This is a genomic window from Lacticaseibacillus zeae DSM 20178 = KCTC 3804 (assembly GCF_000260435.1).
GTDB lineage: Bacteria > Bacillota > Bacilli > Lactobacillales > Lactobacillaceae > Lacticaseibacillus > Lacticaseibacillus zeae.
The window spans coordinates 26,841-46,065 of sequence record NZ_BACQ01000033.1 but is presented as its reverse complement, the minus strand read 5'-3'; the positions used below and the strand labels follow the sequence as shown (position 1 = coordinate 46,065).

Here is a 19,225-nt window from a genome sequence, read left to right as displayed (position 1 = left end):
CGCTAAAACACCTGAAAATGTTGTGCTACCTGCTGCCCCTGCCGTTCGAAAATGTTCAAACCACCATAGGCTTCGGTCCCGTCGAACCAGTAAAGCTTGCGGCCGACGATCGTGTTTTCCGGCTGCAACGTTACTAAAAAGTTACGCTCGTTGTCCAAATCTACCCGGAACCCAGTCGCCAACCGTTCCGGCACCACGGCATCGCGATCACCGGACTGCTGTGCCGCGATCGGCGTGATGGTCACCGGCTGTTGTCGCGGCGACAAAACCGCTGCCTGCACCGTGAAGTCGGTAAACATCGTTTCACTTTCCAGTCGCGTCAAATGTTCGAGCGTGTTGTACCGTGGTGAAAATAATTGCTGACTGGCCCAAACCTGATCATCACTCATCGCAAAATTCGCTACGTCGCCTAATTGATACCCAGTGTCGTGCTGCGTCACGCTTAACCGTGGCGAAACTTGCCAAAAACGCTTGAGGGAATGCTGGCCGGGATGATGAATCATATCAACAATCAGCCACAGCCGTTCCTGACTTAAGCTAATCAACAGGCGTGTGATCACCGCTGGCACTGCCTGCGATTGATCAAGAAATGTTAACTTAACCACCTGACCACCGGCAAAATCCACTAGCGAATGATTCAATGGCGTCGCAACATACCGATACTTCCACGAATCGTTCGGCAAACTAAACGGGCGATGATCAAGCATCACCGTATTATGCGCGGCCACCGACTTGAGCTGCCGCCGCTCAGTGCCATCAACGTAGGTGTAACGGCCCGGATCAACTAAGACATCCTGACCGCCGATCGTCAAATCCACATGTCCCAGCGCGGCATGCCCATGGCCGCTGCCTAAATCACCATTAAAGGCATGCCAATAATCCGCATGTTGGCCCCAATCGGAGCGCCAGAAGTAATTACCACTAGTAGGTGCGGCGAATTCTTTCGGCAGCGGTGTTTCAGTTTTGGCCGGCAACTGCCACCGCTGATGGGCGAGTTCCAAAAGTCCGAAATCAACAATCGGCGCTAACCGTTGTTGCAGCGGCGACGATTGCTGCAAAATAGCCGCTGACGCATTGTACAGACTATCGATCCGAACCGCGTCAGTATCGCCTTGTTGTAACAGCAACAGATCCGGCTTCACATACCGCGTAATCATCCGCTGCATGGCACTGGCTTTTGTCAGCACAACCGGCGCCACCGCCAACCCGGCCTGCTGTTGTGCGGCAATCACAGCCAGCGTGCTTCGCCAAACTTCAAGTAGATACAGGGGCGACTGCTCCCACTGCATCCCTTGCGCATCAACCTGCAAATCCAGTTCGGTCTCAAACTTTTGCTGTGCCCACTGGACAATCGCTGGCGGCAAAACTTTGGGAAAGCGCGTTGCGTAAACCAAGATACCCGTGGTGATTAACACGCCCCAGTTACTGATATCAAACTTTTCCGTATAGTTCTGCTGCAAGTACGCCGCCTGAACATTGACCGCCTCTTCAATACGGGCTTGCTCTTCCCGGCTTAACTGATGATCTTCCAGCAAGTTCGCAACAACGGCCGTCCAATTCAGCAAGCGAATGCCAGTGTCAATCGTCCGCCATGTCGCCGGCACTGTCAGATTTTCATCAATCCAACTAAACAGTAAAGCTTTCATTTTAGCTTGATAGTCACCGCGACCGGTTTCGTAATAAGCTTCCAAAAGATCCAGCAAATACTCTTGGCGTTTCAACATATAAAGCCATTCTGGATCCCCATTTGGCGTCTGCTGCCACGTGATCGGATTCATGGTGTAACTCACTTGCGTCGGCTCCATCGCATAGGGGCTATCAAATAAAAATTGGTTCTTTAATAATCGGTCAGCATTTTTACGGGCATCATCCGTGAGATGCTGTTGCTGACTCAACTGCTGAATGTACGTGGTCCAATTCGTTTCTGTCACCTGTCGCCGCCTCCTTCACAACCCCAGCAATCCCCATCCGTTTAACCGTAATCACGGTATTCGCCGCAATTTCAACTTGAACGTCTTCCTGATTCAAATGTTTGATTTTGCCGACAATCCCATCAATCAAAACAATCTGATCGCCGGGTTTCAGGTTCGCGTGCATCTGATCAACCATCTTGGCCTGTTTGCGCATCGCCGACCGCTTAGCCAACGGAATTGCGACCAAGTACAGTGCACACACGATGACTAACAGAACAATCAATGCAATTTGCCATATTGTCATCAGATGCCATCTCCTTCATCATCGTGCTTAATATCCGGCACCGGTACTTCATCAGAGTTGGTCTTCATTCTGTCTGGTAAAATTTCAATCAAGTCTTTTGACAAGGTAACAGTATGCCGGAGTGTTTCATCAACGCTGGCATCGTCAAAGCCGCCCATGTTTTTGGCATACAGATCCAAAATCAAGTTCAATGGTGCGCTGGAAATAATGTACTGATGCGGACGATTTTGTTCCAGCATTAACCGCGCAACGATTTGATGTGGCGCACCACCGGTCATGTCAGCAAAGACCAAAGCGTGATCATTTTCATCGAGAAAGTTTTTTAATCGCTGCTCGAATTGCTCGTGGGTCGTGGTTTCGTCCAGGTTAAACGCGGTCATGCCGTCTGTGGTTCCGATCAATAACTTCAAGGCGGACAATACCCCTTCTGGATAGCGGCCGTGCCCAACAACTGCCATTGCATAATTCATGTGTTCAAATCCTCCATTTTTTGCCATGCTCATTTCTAAAACAGCCGTCGCCAAAAGTTTGCGACGGCCGAATTCATCATCTGTTTACTTTAAGATCCCCAGCACTGATAACAGTACCCCGGCGACAAAAAGCAAAATAACAATCTTGTAAATGGTCCATTTTTTCTTGGTGATCAGCCAATAAACAAAATACGTGAGCGCAATCGGCAGCATGTACGGCATGATTTTATCCAGAATCGTCTGAATCGCGACGACTTGGGTTTTGCCTTTAATGACCTGCGTGTACTGCCATGCCAGGTTGACTTTCACAAAGGAAACCGACAGCCCGGCGATCACAGTCAAGCCCAGCATACTGGCAACATCGGCAATCGCTGCCATCCGGTCCGACAACGTATCGATGATGCTCGTGCCGACTTTCCAGCCTAAGTACCCCATCAGCATCCGGACGCCGAATGTGATCCCGAACAAGCAGAGAATGAATGGAATCGGTGCCCAAGTCATCCCTTGAAGTGCCAAGGAGGCAAAAATCGAACTGAACAACGGTGCCAACCCGAATTGCGAAAGGGCATCGCCAATTCCGGCTAAAGGTCCCATCAACGCAAACTTGATCGCTCGGACATCGTCTTCATCCTGGCCACTGTCATACATCGCCAGCATGATGCTGGTTACAAACGGATAAGGTTGCGGATTCGTATTATAAAATTCCAAGTTAGACGTTGTGACCCGTTTAAATTCCGCGTCATCGTCTTTATAAATTTTCCGCAGCTGCGGCATGATGCTGTTAGCCATCCCGGTTCCCTGCATGGTGCCGTAGTTTTGGGCATTTTGCAGAACATACGAACGGAGAATGGAGTTTAGATAATCTTTTTTGGTTAAAACCGGTTTGCGACTAGATGCCATCTTCAATACCCCCTTCATCCTGGTTACTGCCGTCATCATTGCCGTTGGTGCCGTGATCCTTCTTATCGGCACGGCGACCATTGTAGTAATTGTTGAACGCCAGTACGGCACCGGCAAAAGCTAACCCGATGACCGGCATCTTCAGATAGGCAACGCAGACGTAACCCAGAATCAGTGCCGGGATGTATTCCTTCTTGACCATCGTGCTCATGATCAACGCGAACCCGACTGCTGGCAGCAATCCGCCGGCAACGGTCAAGCCATTGATCAGCCATTGCGGAATCGCCTGAACGAACACTTTCAACGCCGAAGTGCTCAAAGTTGCGGCAAAACCGAAGCAAAAGGCAAACAAGATGAACCCTAGCAAGGTTGTATTCGCCAGGAAATGGAACCGCCGATACTTACCTTCTTCGATCGCTTTTCGTGACCACGCCAGGTTATTGGCGTTCACGGAGAAAATGAAGGTAATAACGAATGGAATCAAAATCGCAAACGGATAAGATAGCGACAATGCTGCAGCTGGCTTCAACCCTGAAATCGAAATCGCCATGATCGTGCCAACCACACCTGGCCCCAACGGATTTGGTGGTGTCGAACCACCAGGACCAACACCAAAGCCCATGAAGGCCAGTTCAGCCGTTGCCCCAAAGACAACTGCCGTTTGTAAATCGCCCAAAATCAAACCGATACCAAATGAAATAAATAATGCCCGGTTGGTATAAATGCCCCATTGTTGACCGGCAAAACAAAATGCCGCCCAGAGACCCACCAAGAGCGCTTGAACTATAGAATAGGTCATGCTTTTCTCCCCTTTGAGCGTGAACCGGCGTGCTTACACGCAAACTTCTGCGCCGGCGAACGCGTTATCGTTAGTGTCAGTTAGTGCTTAGCAACATAATCATTCAGATCAAAATCCGACCCGACATCGTTACCCAGTGGCGTCGTGCGCGTGTTCAGATCCACGTGATACTTCTCATGCAACGTCTTCAAAGCGTGCAGGTCGTCAGCATCCACCGCAATAAAGTTCGTCAGCCGCGTTTTGCCTTCCTTCATGTGAATATTGCCCACATTCAGTTCCTTGATTGGCACGCCGCCTTCCGCCAACGTCAACGCATCCTGCGCCGTTTTCACAATGATGAAAATCGTCTGTCGCGGTGAAGCCTTGAAAATTTTATCGATCGTCTCTTGCAGTGAAAAGAAACGAATCCCCACCGACTCCGGCATTAACGAGGACATCAGCTGTTGTTGAATATGGCTTTTCGCAACCTCATCGTTGGCAACAATCACCAAGTTGACGCCAAGGTTGGAAATCCACAATCGTCCTTGTCCATGAATCAACCGCTCATCCAGACGTACTGCCTTAATATTTGGTTCCGTCATTTTAAAAGCCCCCTACCAATATAATTGCCAATCTTTATAAAACCTGATCAACGCTTCCATGTAGAAATAGTCGCCCCATAGATTACCTTCATCCACGCCATGACCGGAATGCCATGAATAAACGCCGTGAAGCAGCAATGGTTCCGCGGTCTGCCCATCCACCGGCGTCGCATAGTTGTCAATCAACGATTTCAGCTGGGCATGCATGGCCGCGCGATAAACCGGCTTATCCGGATCCGCCTCCGGTAAATATTTCAGCATCTCATGCAACCCGCACACCGCGATCGCCGCTGAAGAAGAATCACGACTCTGATCACTGCCTTCTTGGAAGATCAGATCCCAGTACGGCACATCATCTTGCGGCAACCGATTCAGGAAAAAGTTGGTCACGGCTTTGAAACTGTCAAAAGCGGCCGCATCATGCGTGTCATAGTAATGCAAGGCCGTCCCGTAGATCGCCCATGCCTGCCCGCGCGCCCAGTCGGAATCGTCGGCGTACCCTTGCTTTGTCGCCCCGCGCAATGGTTTGCCGGTATCGTCGAAGAAGTAAGTGTGAAAAGTGGAGCCATCCGGACGAAACACCGTCTTCAATGCCGTTCGATAATGCTGATCAGCAACTTGCCGATACTTAGCATCCCCAGTCACAGACGTTGCCCAATACAGCAACGGAATATTCAGCAACGCATCAATAATGAGCCGATTTTCATCTTTAGCGTCTTTTGCACCCCAGGCCTGGATAAAACGGCCTTTTTCATGGAAACGGGTTAACAATTGATCCGCCGCTTTGATCCCGATTTCTTTTGCCAGCTGGCTGTTCGTTAGTCGATACGCGCTAACCACTGACGGCGAATACAGAAAGCCTAAATCGTGATGATCAACGGAAATCTTGCGGTCAATCCGATCGGCAAAACTGGCGACATTCTTTTCGGCCAGTGCGCGATACTTTTGATCGCCCGTGTACTCATAAGCCAGCCACAGCATCCCGGTCCAAAAGCCATTGGTCCATTCCGTGTTTTTCATCGGTGCATAGCGATTGTTCACCGTTGACGGCTCGGGAAAATTCTCGCCGAACACCTTGATGTTTAAATCAAGATGCGCAACGGCATTATCCAACGCTGTGGTCACCATGCGCTTGTCGACAATCCCGGCGTTGAAAAATCGCTGGGCACTCGTTAAATTTTCAATTTTCAATATTTGCCTCCTTGGTGCTTTCTCGTTAATTTCCCCACATCTGCAGTCGCGCAAAGAAACATATACTTTTTGGAAATCTGGTTTCTGTTATGTAACAGGACGGCAAATCCTGAAAGCCAGCAAAAGTTATCTCATTCATTCGCGCTGCGTCATATAGGGAAAATTAGCCTTTTTTCATAAAACCGTTAAAAAGAAAGGGCATTGTTGAACCATTCATTTATTTCTTTATAATAAATGTTCTTTCTTTTTATTTCCAAAAAGACTATAACATGCAAGCGCTTTAATGTAAATCATTTACGAACAATTTTCCCCAAATTAACAGCTTCAAAAACCGATAAGAGCTTGCAAACGCTATTTTTATAAGGATTTACAAGCGACAAATATAAACATTCATAATCACATTTAAGCCCGTGATCGATGTTCGCCCTTTAGACAGCTGATGAGGCCAGCAAAAAACGCCAACGAAAAACCCTCAAAGTTAGGTTGCAACTTTGAAGGTTTTTCGTTGACGCTATTTGGATTATTCAACTTGTTAGCTTTTTACTTTAGCTAACGATTAGCCGCGGTGCGCATCCAGAATTTCCGGACCATGCGTTGTGCCGACTACCACGGTTTTAACGAGATCGAGGAATAAACCATGTTCGACAACCCCAACCTGCTTGTTAAGCCATTCCGCCAACAAATGCGGATGCTCGATCCGGCCAAGATGCAGGTCGATAATGTAGTTCTTTGAATCCGTCAGCGCCTTGGTGCCATCGTCATTAAGGCGATACGCCGGCTTCAGGCCTTCATCTTTTAGCCGTTGCAACAACTTGCCGCTGCCGAACGGAATGACTTCAAGCGGCAACGGAAATTTACCCAGCGTATCCACCAACTTGGTCTCGTCCACAATCCAGATATTCCGCGCAGAATTAATCGCCACGATCTTCTCAATCAAATGTGCGCGCCCGCCGCCTTTAATACCTTGGAAATGTTTATCCACTTCATCGGCGCCGTCAATCGTTAAATCGATTTGGGCAACTTCATCCAGATCCTTCATCGGAATGCCAAGCGACTCAGCTTGCTTGCGCGTCCGCACGCTGGTCGCAACACCGGTCAGATTCAGGTGCTCTTCTTTGACCCGCTGCGCAATCGCTTCAACCAGGTAATACACTGTTGAACCGGTGCCCAAGCCAATCGTCATGCCATCTTCAACAAACTCAGCTGCTTTTTGAGCGGCTTCCTGCTTCAACTTGTTCTGATCCATGGCCAACCATCCTTTTCGCTTAATAACTCCATTATATCTGATTCCCCTGAAGATGAGCGGGTGGTCGCAAGACTTGTCGGCAAATTGACAAGTTATTTTCTGATTATCAAGGGGCCTTTTTCCTATAACGGTCTATTAATTTCCAAAAATGAAACAAAATTTTTTAAAAAGTCCCTTGGTTTTGTTAACTTATCATGTAAGCGCCAGCATATCAGTGATCGCTGGTTACACTTTTACACAATTTCACCTGAGCTAAGCCGAACCAAAACTGGACAAACCATTTTTACCATTGTATATTTCTATATAATAAACTTCGCAAAAATTCGTTTGGAGGCATTCCATTGGAACAAGTAAAGCCAAAACAACAAAAGCCTTATGGCACGGTGCTTATCAAAGCCAAAGACATCTTAGACTATCTCATGAAAGCCGACGATCCGCCGTCATTGGCAGACATGAGTGCGGCGTTAAGTTCGTCAAAGCCCACGATTTTGAAAATTCTCAACACGCTTGACATGATCGGCTTCGTGCGCCGTGATGAAAGCACCAAACGCTATTATCTCGGCACCGAACTGATCCCGTATGCACAAAAAGCGCTTGACAGCTTTGATATTGCCAAAGTCGCGCGCCCGTTTCTTGAGAATCTGCGCGACGAAACCAACGAGACCATTAATCTCGGCATTGTGCGCAATGACAAAATTGTCTTGGTTGAAAAACTCGAGAGCCCTAACAGCATCAAGCTGGAATCCATCATCGGTGGCACGATGAACATGTACTCGTCCGCGATGGGCAAGGCGCTGCTGGCCAACTATTCGCGCAAGCATTTAGACGATTACCTTGAGACACATAAACTTAAGCCGCTAACGCCCAATACAATCACCAGTTTGCCGAAACTTCGTCAAAATCTGAAAACCATTCAGGAAATGGGCGTGTCCATCGACAACGAGGAGAATCAGCCGGAAGTCCTTTGCCTCGGCGCCTCAATCATGAAAGCCGGCCGCATTTACGGTGCTTTCAGTATCAGCTCGCCTAAATACCGGGTTAACAAAGAACGCCAATCCAATTTCATTCGGTTGTTGCTGAATACGCAGCATGCAATTGAACAAACGCTGTAAATTTCAGCTAAGAACTTTAAAGGTGCAAAAATGGCAGCCGCCTTGCTTATCATTATAAGCAAAGCGACTGCCATTTTTCGTATCGAATATTGTGGATCGTCACTATTTTGCGAACGCCTCTTTACCCCAAGCCTCCAACTCAGTAAGCGCCGGGAAAGTCGAACTATCCTGATCCTTCACCAAGTGTGTAAGTTTCAGCCACGTCACTTTACGCGGCGTGATGTCAAATTGCTGAGGCGCTGCCGTCTTCTTAAGTTCAAGCTTTTCGCTGCTGCCATCGGAAAATTCGCCGGTAACTTCCTGCCAATAACTATCATGCGGATAATCAGCTCGCAAAATCAGCACCAGGCGCTTCACCAAAACTTCCCGGCCAAAGTCCAACGTTAATTCAGCGTCAGGGCGCTCCGCAATTCCCCATGATTGAAACGGATAACTGCCATGCTTTTCGTTAGCAATCACCCCATCAATGACATTCTTGGCATAAAACACGAGTTCATCCCGCGTCTCCGCATTGGCCGATGCATGGGGATAGGCACCGCTTGCTTCATGCTGGTCATAGGTGTTCAGCGCCAAATTGCGTGAAACAGTTAGCTCATCTTCATTAGCCACTCGCACCCAAGCATAGTGGTTTGTTCCTAAAAATGCCCCATCCGGATATGGCCATTCCTTCTGCAAGTTAAACGGAATCCGAAAATCCCACGTGGCCTGCTTCAAATACACCAGCGATGGTGCCACACTCGCATCCAGTTGCACCCACACATAAGCGGGTGCGTCACTGACCTGAACCTGATAGTAATCGCCCAACGCATACTGCTTGTGATAAGCCAAATAGGTTCTAGCCTCACTCGTTGCAGTTTTAAGTGTTTGATCTTCATGTCTTAATTGCAAGGTAACTTCAGTCATCATGCGCCTCCTCAAAGTCATTAACTGCTAACTCGGTAGCCGAACGTTAATTCCAGCAAACCGTGTCCTTTTGTCAACCCAAAATTTCCGATTAAGAAAGACCGTTTTCAACAAAAGGCAACTGTATCGTATGGCAAGTGAATATTCACTGTCAAACGTTGGCTGAAATTTCATAATAGCGCTTGCATTTTTGACTAGTCATGCTATATTGGACTTGTGCAAAATAATAAACATTGTTTCTTTAAAAGAAATGGAGGCTTTTTCATTGTCATTCAATATGGTCACGCGTTACGCGCATAGCCCTGAAGACATTAAACATTACGATACCGATAAGCTGCGTGAGGAATTCTTGATGCCAGAGATCTTTGCGCCTGGCGATATTCTACTCACCTATACTTACAACGATCGGATGATTTTTGGCGGGGTAACCCCAACTGATCAACCACTGGAAATTGCGCTATCAAAAGAATTAGGCGTTGATTTCTTCTTACAACGCCGCGAATTAGGGCTCATCAACATTGGCGGCGAAGGTAGTATCACGATTGACGGAACCGAAGAGCCGATGACGACTCACGATGGTTACTATGTGGGCATGGGTACCAAGCATGTCATTTTCAAATCAAATGATCCGGCTAATCCAGCTAAGTTTTATGTCGTTTCAACCCCAGCACACAAAACCTATCCGAATAAAAAGTTGCCGTTTGCTGACGCGTTAGCAAAACCGATGGGCGATCAGGCGCATATGAATAAGCGCACGATTTACAAATACATTGACGCTTCGCAAATGGACACCTGCCAGTTGCAGATGGGCTACACCGTTCTCGAACCCGGCTCTTCCTGGAATACGATGCCGGCACATACCCACGCACGGCGGATGGAAACTTATATGTACTTTGAATTCGCCGAACCTGATACCCGCGTCTTCCACTTCCTGGGCGAGCCTGATGAAACCCGGCACATCGCACTGTTTAACGAACAAGCGGTGGTCAACCCAAGCTGGTCTATTCATTGCGGCGTCGGCACCACCAACTATGCCTTCATCTGGGCAATGTGCGGTGAAAACCAAACCTACGATGATATGGATCAGGTACCAATGTCTGAATTACGTTAACGTTTAAACTCATTAAAGGAGCGTTTAAAAATGGCAGAAATTCATCAAACCGAAGAAGAAATCAAACGACACGAAGCCGAACTCGATCATTTTAAAATGAAGCAATTCGACCTGACCGGCAAAGTTGCCATTGTCACCGGTGGCAATACCGGCCTTGGCCAGGGTTACGCCGTTGCGATGGCCGAAGCCGGCGCCGATATTTTCATCCCGACTTTTGGCACCGCTGAATGGGACAACACCCGTCGCTTAATTGAAAAACGCGGCCACAAGGTAGAATTCATGCAGGTCAATCTAACCGAACCGGGCATTGCCGATAAAGTCGTTGCCGAAGCCGTCGCCAAAATGGGCCACATCGACATCTTGGTCAACAACGCCGGGATGATTCGCCGTAATCCCCTTCTCGAATCCAAGGATAAAGACTGGGATCAAGTCATCGCAATCAACCTCAGCGCCGTTTATCACATGTCCTTGGCCGTTTCAAAAGTCTTCGCCAAGCAAAAATCCGGCAAAATCATCAACATCGGCTCCATGCTTTCCTTCCAAGGCGGCAAATACATTCCGTCCTACACAGCAAGTAAACACGGTGTTGCCGGCTTAACCAAAGCCTTTGCCTCCGAAATGGGCGCCTACAACGTTCAGGTCAACGCCATTGCACCAGGTTACATCAAGACCGAAAACACCGCCCCAATCCGTGCCGACAAAGCCCGCGATCAAGAAATCCTCGACCGCATCCCCGCTGGACACTGGGCTGAGCCTTATGAATTAATGGGGGTTTCCGTCTTCTTGGCTAGTGATGCTGCTAATTATATCAACGGTGCGATCATTCCGGTTGATGGTGGTTATCTGACCCGTTAACTTTCAGCCTTTCAAAGTAAACACACAACTTAATTGTTCCTTATTACAAATAGCAACAGGCACCGGAGATAACCGTCATCTCCGGTGCCTGTTTGTGTTTTGACGCTCCCATCAAGCGTCCGCTGTTCAGCTTCGATAAGGCGCTAAAACAGGTAACTCAAGCGTCGTATCAAGCTGTCCATCTGGTAATTCATCTAAACATTTTAACCCGAATGGCTGATAGTGCTCGGCTATCTCAAGCAACTGCCGGAAGTTAACCTGACCCGTACCCGGAACAACCGTTTTAAGCAGACGGGGTGCATCAGGTGTCCATGCGTAATCTTTTAAATGAACGGCAACAATTCTCGAATTAAACCGTTCAAATGCTTCTTTCAAAATTGTCTCAACATTATCTTTTTCCGGTAAAATCAGGTTGACCGGGTCAATGATCAGCGTTAATGCCGGATCGTGGTTGAAATGCGTCAACAGTTGCTCCGTTCGTTCCAACGAATACAGTGGATGATTGACGCCTGGCTCTAAAGCGATCAAGGTGCCGAATTCGTGGGCAACCGGCAATAGTTGGGAAACCGTATCGAGTAACGTTTCAAACGGCCCTGGTTCAAAATTCGCTTCGGTAAACGCAAATGCGGGATCCACTGAGCCGGTTTCGGTCGCAACAATGTTGGTACCAAAACTCGGCGCCAACTGTAAGTAATGTTGGAATCGATTAATAACCTTGGCTCTGTTATTGATGTCAGGATCAATCAGGTTCACATAACAACTTAAGGTGCCAATCTCAATATCGTCGGCAGCAAATAGCCGGCGGACGTAATTTGCCAGCCCTGTGCTGACTTTATCGCCTCCGTGAGTCGTTGCCGCTAAACTAATGGCCGGCGCAAACGCCAACGTGTGAATGTGACGCATTTTAATATTTCGGGTTAGCAATTCAAGATCATCTGTTCCCGGAATGTCGTGAGCACGAACTGCAAAATCTTTTCGCATGATAAACTCCTTCCTAACGCAAAGAAATCGGAGCTTATCCTCCGATTTCTAAATATCAATGTAAACTGATTTGGTCTAATCCTTTTGCCAGTAAGCTGAAATCCCAGCCTTTATCCTGATCAAAATGATTACTTTCCAAAGTGTTAAACTGGTCTGCCAAATAATATGCGATCAAAAAGCGTCTAAGGACAGCCTTGGAAGCCTTAAGATCGGTTTTTTCATCCGGTTGATAATTTGCAACAACCGCGTAGGCAAATTTTTCTCGATCAATTTGTAGTTTATCTTTTGCCATCGTCATCAGTTCCTCTTTCCTTGAGCTCATTAAGCTTCTTGGTCTTGAGCGTTCAATTCTTCAGCGCGCCGGGCGGCTAATTTTGCATCGACAGCATCAATCTTTTTCTTGTTAAGCGGGTAGAAGAAAATCAATGTCAACATGCCAAGTAACATGCAGGCAGCCGGAATCAGGTTACCGATCGCGTATATCCGATTGATAACCACAGCACTTTGAGTAGCCCCACCGGTTGTTGAAGAAATATACCCGATCGCTGTTAACATGAACCCACCAAGGCCACCACCGACAGCTTGCGCACACTTTCGCGCAAATGAATTAACGCCATAAACAGTGCCATCTTCCCGAAAACCGGTTAAGTATTGATGATAGTCAATAACATCAGTAATAAATGCCCAAACCATCAAGTTGAACATTCCGGAACCAAGCGTTGCCAAGAACAAAAGAATGAGGTAGATCCAAGGATTTGTGAGATGCAAGAAATACATCAGCAAATACATGAACGTTCCAAACGCTAAGCAAGCAATACTTGCCTCTTTCTTACCGAAACTCTTGATAAGCTTCGTTGCAAACGGTGCTAGTACAACCACTGTGCCATAAGTGAAGAGCAAAGCAATCGAAAGTGCCGTGCTGTTCTGGAAATAATCGGTAAAGAGATAGGTTGCCAACGTGCCAGACAAGTTCTGGTTGATGACTAGGAAGAAATCGGCGAAGACCAACGCCATCAAAGCTTTATTTGTAAACAAGCCTTTGATGAGTTTAGAAGCAGAAACACGCTCGGTTTTCTTGACCTGAACCCTTTCCGTGGTCATCCGATAAATCACATTGTAGCAAGCAAACGCAATGACGGCACACATGATTGAAACCATAAAGAAGCGATTCGCTGAAACCACTTTTTGACCATTTGCGGCCGTTTGATAAACCAATAATGGAATGATGAACCCAGTTGCTGCGCCACCAATCGCTGCACCCACTGAACGAGAAGTAGATAATGATGCTCGATGATCAGGATTTTCCGAAATTGCACTGGCCATTGAACCATAAGGAATGTTGATGCAAGAATTCAAAATTCCATAAACCAAGTAAGTAACAAAAATATACACAACCCGCCAGATCATTGGCCAGTTTGAAACAAATGGGAGGAAAAGAATGACAGTAATCGCACAGAATGGATACTTAACCCACTTGATCCACGGACGGAACCGACCGTTTTTGGTTAACGGCGTGATATCGGAAATGCGCCCGACCGTGACGTCAGCAAACGCGTCAATAAACCGTGCCGAAAGAAACAACCCACCAACAATTGCACCGGAAATGCCCAAAGCATTGGTATAATAAATGGTCAAGAAACTATTAACCAAACCAAGAATGAAACAATTCCCCAAATCACCAAATGCGTAACCGATCTTATCGCGCCAATCAAAGCTGTGCGCATGCGTTTTGACCATTTCAAGTCCAGATGCGGCATCAGCTGGTGTGTTTACCGAAGATGCTTTCATCATAAAACACTCCTTTAACGTAGCTCTGGCCCGTCAACACCAATCGTGGCGAACATGTCGGGACATAGCCTAATTTTTAATACTTAGTAGAATTCCTTCAGATATTCAGTCAGCGCTAACTCCGCCATTGACTGTCCGTACGGCATAACCGAAGTTTTGACATGCTTATAGAAATCTTTCGTCTCGCCCATGGGAGTTCCGCCAGATGTCATGGCAAGAGCGCCATTTTCGTCAATGTTGGCAAAGAGCGCATCAATGCCTTTCAGCGCCACTTCTCGATAGCTGTTATCGACCAGGTGATTATGAACCGCTTTCAAAATGCCGTAAGTAAAACCGGCTGTTGCTGAGCCTTCAAGATAGCTAGTCGGATCATCAATCAGCGTGTGCCAAAGCCCACTCTTGTCTTGATAAGTCTTCAACGCGTCAATTTGATATTGCAGATTCATCCGGACAAACTCGCGAAAAGCGTCTCCTTCAGGCAGATCTAGCAATTCCAAAATTTCCGGAAAGGCAATCGTAATCCATGAATTGCCTCGTCCCCAGAAGGCACCGGCAAAGTTGTCACGCCGCTTGAACGACCAGCCGTGATACCACAGCCCTGTCCGCTTATCCTGCAAAAACTGAATGTGCAACAAAACCTGCTTCTTGGCTTCTTGGATGTACGCTGATTTATGCAACACCTTGCCAAGCTTTGTGAGTGTCAAAACACTCATCATTAAGGTATCCGCCCACATTTCATCAGGATTGAGGTCACCATACGTAACATGTTGAAACCCGCCTTTTTCCGTCCGCGGCAGCCGATAATACAGCCAGTCGCCCCAAGCTTCCAAATGTGGCAGATAAGCTCGGTCGCCGGTTTCTTCGTATAAATATGCCAACGTTAACATTTGGACCATGGTATTGATATTCTTTTCAACAGGCGGCTCTTGAAAATGGCTGTCAAACCAATCTTTAATGACTTTGAGCACCTCGGGCTTGCGACTCAGCTGGTAATATTTCATCATGCCGTACAATCCAACGCCTGATGTCCACTCCCAGAAGTTAAAGCTCTTATTGTCAATCAGGGAACCATCCGCGACTTTAACGAAAAACTCACCCGTTGGGTCGCTAAGGTGGATCTCGTTGTCAATTAGTAAATCGATTTTCTCCTCCAGCTGATTTTTGGTATATGTACTCATCTGTTTTGAAACCTCCTATACTTACTACGCCTACTGCACCTTGACGCGTCTTATTTGCCACCTTTTTCACATGTGAGAGCAAAAGAAGCCGTTCCCACATTTGAATAGAGACACAAATTATTTCTTAAACGGAAATAACGTTTTTTATTTATCTAACATCTTGATACTAGTGCAAGCGCATTCATGTTGTCAAGGGGCAAATTCACGACTAATATGGGCCTTTATCTTTTTCGCTTACAGGCTGTAGTTTTCGTTGGTAATTACAGTAACCATATTTCTCATTAAGAAATCAGCAAATTATATTTTATTTGTAAGCCGTTTTTGTCTCCTTTCAGATATCATTTTTGACAATATGAACCCCGCACATTAGCAGATCCGTCCATTTTGTAGCGCATCATTTTAAAATAAAAAGGCTCGGGATATTCCTTCGCTTTGAAATGAATTTGTTCAAGCTTATCCGCGATCAATACTGCATTACAGTCTTGCGAATATAAACCAACGTTGATCGGAAATCCTAAAATTTAACGATTTTCTCGTTTGATTTTCCCCATCGGCATCTCGACTTTTAGATTCGTTTTGCTGCCCACAATAGTTGAACTTGCGATGCTCGCAGCTAAACAAGAAAACGGCACCCTTCATTTTTCATGAAGTGGCACCGTCTGTATTTCCGCTTACAAAAACTGCCTTGCATAAGCGTATTAAATTTTTCAACCTGTCATGCTGAAAGTTACCGCTATTAAGATAATATTAGCTTGCTCAAGCCCTTCGCTGCTTACGCCACAGCATCATACCGGCAATCAACGCGAGAATAACCGTGCCGACAAAGCCTATGCTCATGTTGGTTACTTCCCCTGTCTCCGGCATTTCATCGCCATTCTTCGGTTGATGTTGGCCTTTTTGAGAGGCATGCGATTTTGCTGATGTTGCCTGCCCTCCAGGCTCTCGCTCAATATCAGGTGCTTTTTCAATTTTCACTAACTTGGCCTGCGCATCCCTCAGCTGTTGGGTGGCTGTATCTACTTCAGCTTGCGTCGACTCATACTGACTCAGCACCTGTTTGGCAGCAGCAATAGCAATTTGTAGGTTTTGCCATGTATCGTTGGTATAGTCTTTCTCATGCAATTTAGCGGCATCTGCCAAAGCTGCTGCAAGCGCGTGCTTATCAGCAACCTTGACCAATGCGTTCATAGTATCGACTAGTTTTGCCTTTGCCGCATCCACGACTTTTTGGGAAACATTGTCTGATGACTGAACCTCTTTGGCCGCTGTTAATGCCGATGCGAACGCTGCAAAGCTGGTTTTCGTGTAATCGGCCGCTTTCATCTGTTCAGCCTGTTTAATCACGTTGTCCAGATCGGTTTTATCGGCAGGTACATCCAGCGTGAATGTCACGGTACGACTCGCACCGGCCAAGTCCGATGTTTCAAAAACGAGCCGATGTCCATTCGTGGAAAAGTTAGCTGCGTCATCTCCGTCAATTTGTACAGGATAATCGAAATCAAGGTGAATGGGTTGATTGGTTTGTTGAGGATCCGCAATCGTGAGTTGATAACGATTTGATCCAAGATTCTTAATGACAACTGCGGCCGGTTGCTCAACAGAAACCAAGCCATCCAGTTGTGAAGCTTTGGTCCAGATGTTAGCCATCAGTTGATTTTCCGTTTTAATGGCTTGAACATCACCGGTGTTGGCCAGCACTTGATAGGTTGGGTCTTTGGCTAGGGCTGCGCTTTTAGCATCACTCGCGCCAGGTACTGTGACATATTCGTAATGGCCGTTATTAACAGCCGAGCCGTGCATGGCCGCCAATGTGACATAATGATGTCGATAAACGGTGTCAGATGGGAAATAGCCGTTGATGTCCTTATACGTTCCGGTGCGTGTTGCCTGGCTGACGTTAACCGGACTATTACCGGGCGCCACGATATACCCGACATTATTGCCAGGATCGGCTGTATTCAAATTGGCCCACTGTCCCACCGTTTTTTGGCTCGTATAGGCATGCCCGTCTACTGTTATCTTGGTGGTTGCCGGATCAATTTGGCGCTGATCAAGAATTGTTTCAATATCGGCTGAGGTGGTGCCGGTAATATTGGCACCGAGATTCACCACTTGATCATTCAGCAAGAACCAGGATTTCTTGGCCTTGAGATTTTGGCCTTCATTTACTTTGTTCAAGGACATGCCGATGCTGGCGGTATGTCCATCCGTCGCGCCGCCAACCCAGGATTCCGGACTCCGCGAAGATGACTTGGCACCGTCTGCAAGCTTGATGGTGTCAACCGTGGTTCCCGGCAATCGATAAGGATCGACCGTTGTCCAGTAACCTTCACCAAATTGATTCAGATCGCGATTGTAAAGATAAACCATCCCGTCTGCTGTGTGCCAAGCGTGCCCGTTTTCAGTATTGCCAAATTCAAAATTGGCAATCCGCTTGGAGTACATCGCGATGCCAACTGAGTGGGTTGGCGTTTTCTGCATCACGCGATCCATGGATCCATAAACGTTCAGCGAACTGACATCATCGGCCTGCGCAGAGGCGTGACTCAGTGCTGTCTGCAATCCGCTAAGCGCGGCGTAATCACGCGGATTGTGATAAAAATTATACTGTTTACCAACTTGTCCTACCCACGTTGCGACTGCCTGATAAATTTTCTGTTTTAGTGTGGCTGGTGCCGCATCGGCAATTAATGTTAGATTAGCCAGCGTCTCCTTGCCGGTCTCTAACTCAGTTGTTTCCGAATTGGTCCCAGGTGCTCGCGAAATACTCCGGCCGGACACCATCGACGGCATCCGCCCATTAACCATCAGCTGCAAAAAGCCTTTGTCAATCAAATTAAAAACGTTAGCAAATTGAACTTCACTAATGGCCCAAGGCGTACCGACAAGAGTTGACGAGATACGGGCAATACCTTTAATCATTTCATTCCCATAACTGCCATTGTATGGAAAAAAAGTATGCTGAATAAAGGAACCGTCTGCATAAATACCGTCTTTGGCCGTCACTAACCCCATCGCTTTGGGCAGATTCTTTTGAACCAATGCAACGCGCGTATCATCTTCCAAAAGCAAGCCACTAGCTAACACTGAGATTGAAATATCGGTAAGATTCGCACCGGTGGCGGTATATTTTGGCCACTGAATATTGGGATCTTTGGCATAGCCTAGTAACGGTTGCACAAATTTGACTAATTTTTGTTGATCTTGTTGATGCAGATCGTCATATAACAAGATCAACGTATCATCCAGTTGTTGAGCCGCGCCAATCTGCCAATCCCACCAATTGCCGGTTGAATACACGCCATTGTACTTCTTAACCGTGATCATAAAGTCGATACCATCAAGAATGGCTTGGTAAACCTCAGGCTTTTGGTACTGGGCACTCAATGGATTATAGTACCCCAATGTCAGCAATTTGAGGTTAGTAAACATTGTTGTGTAATCTGCCGACGTTGTATCGGCAGCCTTTTTGGGCCACAACCGCGTTCGGCTGGTGCTGCGATCCATCGTGTCCCATAACGTTTGGCTTTGCTTAGCCAAATCGGTCAAATAGGCAGTAACATTAGGATTGTTCAAATCCGGATGTGCCGCCATCAATCGATCCCGCCAGCGTGTTCGCATCAAAGCATATTCTGGTCGCGCAGTTTGCTCATCACTCGCGGCAACTGTTGTCTGCTTTGGCAATTCAGTTGCCACATTCGGATCCAGTTTTTTTGTGCCCTGGCCATTGTTATCACTCACATTCACCGCAGACTGCTGATCAAGCGTGTCACTGGCGCTTGCTTGGATAGGTTGTATCCCAATCAAACCCAGCGTAAGTGCCATCACGCTTATGCTCAATATGTATCTTCTCATAGCCCTCTCCCCACCTGTTTGTCCTTCAAAAGCATCTT

17 protein-coding genes are annotated in these 19,225 nt (G+C 47.1%); 3 read left to right on the top strand and 14 right to left on the bottom strand.

Translation table 11 applies throughout. The features are described from left to right. Positions 1–2: 2 nt before the first annotated feature. The 8 genes from GSO_RS07515 to rpiA form a co-directional block, all read right to left on the bottom strand. Positions 3–1,931 carry a heparinase II/III family protein gene (locus tag GSO_RS07515; RefSeq protein WP_010490720.1) on the bottom strand — a complete coding sequence of 643 codons (1,929 nt, stop codon included), beginning with the start codon at positions 1,929–1,931 and terminating at the stop codon, positions 3–5. Next, positions 1,867–2,217, bottom strand: coding sequence for a preprotein translocase subunit YajC (gene yajC / locus GSO_RS07510; RefSeq protein WP_010490719.1), 351 nt, complete (start codon positions 2,215–2,217; stop codon positions 1,867–1,869). Before yajC ends, GSO_RS07515 begins: the two co-directional genes overlap by 65 nt. Continuing rightward, complete coding sequence (locus tag GSO_RS07505; protein WP_010490718.1) at positions 2,217–2,687, bottom strand: PTS sugar transporter subunit IIA; 471 nt, start codon at positions 2,685–2,687, stop codon at positions 2,217–2,219. The genes yajC and GSO_RS07505 overlap by 1 nt, the downstream gene beginning before the upstream one ends. A gap of 84 nt (positions 2,688–2,771) precedes the next feature. Next, a complete protein-coding gene (locus GSO_RS07500) occupies positions 2,772–3,587 on the bottom strand; it encodes a PTS system mannose/fructose/sorbose family transporter subunit IID (protein ID WP_010490717.1) in 816 nt (271 codons plus the stop codon). Next, positions 3,577–4,386, bottom strand: a complete 810-nt coding sequence (locus GSO_RS07495; RefSeq protein WP_010490716.1) for a PTS mannose/fructose/sorbose/N-acetylgalactosamine transporter subunit IIC — start codon at positions 4,384–4,386, stop codon at positions 3,577–3,579. The genes GSO_RS07500 and GSO_RS07495 overlap by 11 nt, the downstream gene beginning before the upstream one ends. An 80-nt stretch (positions 4,387–4,466) precedes the next feature. Continuing rightward, positions 4,467–4,967 carry a PTS sugar transporter subunit IIB gene (locus GSO_RS07490; RefSeq protein WP_010490713.1) on the bottom strand — a complete coding sequence of 167 codons (501 nt, stop codon included), beginning with the start codon at positions 4,965–4,967 and terminating at the stop codon, positions 4,467–4,469. Between the two features lie 12 nt (positions 4,968–4,979). Continuing rightward, complete coding sequence (locus tag GSO_RS07485) at positions 4,980–6,158, bottom strand: glycoside hydrolase family 88 protein (protein ID WP_010490712.1); 1,179 nt, start codon at positions 6,156–6,158, stop codon at positions 4,980–4,982. 556 nt (positions 6,159–6,714) lie between these two features. Beyond that, positions 6,715–7,404 carry a ribose-5-phosphate isomerase RpiA gene (rpiA, locus tag GSO_RS07480; protein ID WP_010490710.1) on the bottom strand — a complete coding sequence of 230 codons (690 nt, stop codon included), beginning with the start codon at positions 7,402–7,404 and terminating at the stop codon, positions 6,715–6,717. Positions 7,405–7,745: 341 nt separating this feature from the next. Here rpiA and GSO_RS07470 point away from each other — a divergent pair, with 341 nt between their 5' ends. Next, positions 7,746–8,516 carry an IclR family transcriptional regulator gene (locus GSO_RS07470; RefSeq protein ID WP_010490706.1) on the top strand — a complete coding sequence of 257 codons (771 nt, stop codon included), beginning with the start codon at positions 7,746–7,748 and terminating at the stop codon, positions 8,514–8,516. Between the two features lie 102 nt (positions 8,517–8,618). Here GSO_RS07470 and GSO_RS07465 read toward each other — a convergent pair whose 3' ends face one another. Then, positions 8,619–9,419, bottom strand: coding sequence for a hypothetical protein (locus GSO_RS07465; RefSeq protein ID WP_010490705.1), 801 nt, complete (start codon positions 9,417–9,419; stop codon positions 8,619–8,621). Positions 9,420–9,684: 265 nt separating this feature from the next. Between GSO_RS07465 and kduI the strand changes: the two genes are divergently transcribed. Both kduI and kduD read left to right on the top strand, forming a co-directional pair. Next, complete coding sequence (gene kduI / locus GSO_RS07460; protein WP_010490703.1) at positions 9,685–10,530, top strand: 5-dehydro-4-deoxy-D-glucuronate isomerase; 846 nt, start codon at positions 9,685–9,687, stop codon at positions 10,528–10,530. A gap of 30 nt (positions 10,531–10,560) precedes the next feature. After that, a complete protein-coding gene (kduD, locus tag GSO_RS07455; protein WP_010490701.1) occupies positions 10,561–11,385 on the top strand; it encodes a 2-dehydro-3-deoxy-D-gluconate 5-dehydrogenase KduD in 825 nt (274 codons plus the stop codon). Positions 11,386–11,511: 126 nt separating this feature from the next. On the opposite strand, the gene GSO_RS07450 is transcribed toward kduD, so the two are convergent. The 5 genes from GSO_RS07450 to GSO_RS07430 all read right to left on the bottom strand — a co-directional run bounded on the left by GSO_RS07450 (position 11,512) and on the right by GSO_RS07430 (position 19,187). Further along, positions 11,512–12,366 (bottom strand): sugar phosphate isomerase/epimerase family protein, encoded by an 855-nt coding sequence (locus GSO_RS07450; RefSeq protein WP_010490699.1) that lies wholly within the window; start codon positions 12,364–12,366, stop codon positions 11,512–11,514. Positions 12,367–12,421: 55 nt separating this feature from the next. After that, a complete protein-coding gene (locus GSO_RS07445) occupies positions 12,422–12,658 on the bottom strand; it encodes a hypothetical protein (RefSeq protein ID WP_044112739.1) in 237 nt (78 codons plus the stop codon). A gap of 29 nt (positions 12,659–12,687) precedes the next feature. After that, positions 12,688–14,103: an MFS transporter gene (locus GSO_RS07440; RefSeq protein ID WP_044112736.1), complete on the bottom strand. Its 1,416-nt coding sequence runs from the start codon at positions 14,101–14,103 to the stop codon at positions 12,688–12,690. A gap of 134 nt (positions 14,104–14,237) precedes the next feature. Beyond that, a complete protein-coding gene (locus GSO_RS07435; RefSeq protein WP_010490693.1) occupies positions 14,238–15,332 on the bottom strand; it encodes a glycoside hydrolase family 88/105 protein in 1,095 nt (364 codons plus the stop codon). 756 nt (positions 15,333–16,088) lie between these two features. After that, the gene (locus GSO_RS07430) at positions 16,089–19,187 is read right to left on the bottom strand and encodes a polysaccharide lyase family 8 super-sandwich domain-containing protein (RefSeq protein WP_029345552.1); all 3,099 of its coding nucleotides are present in this window, start codon (positions 19,185–19,187) and stop codon (positions 16,089–16,091) included. Positions 19,188–19,225 lie beyond the last annotated feature (38 nt).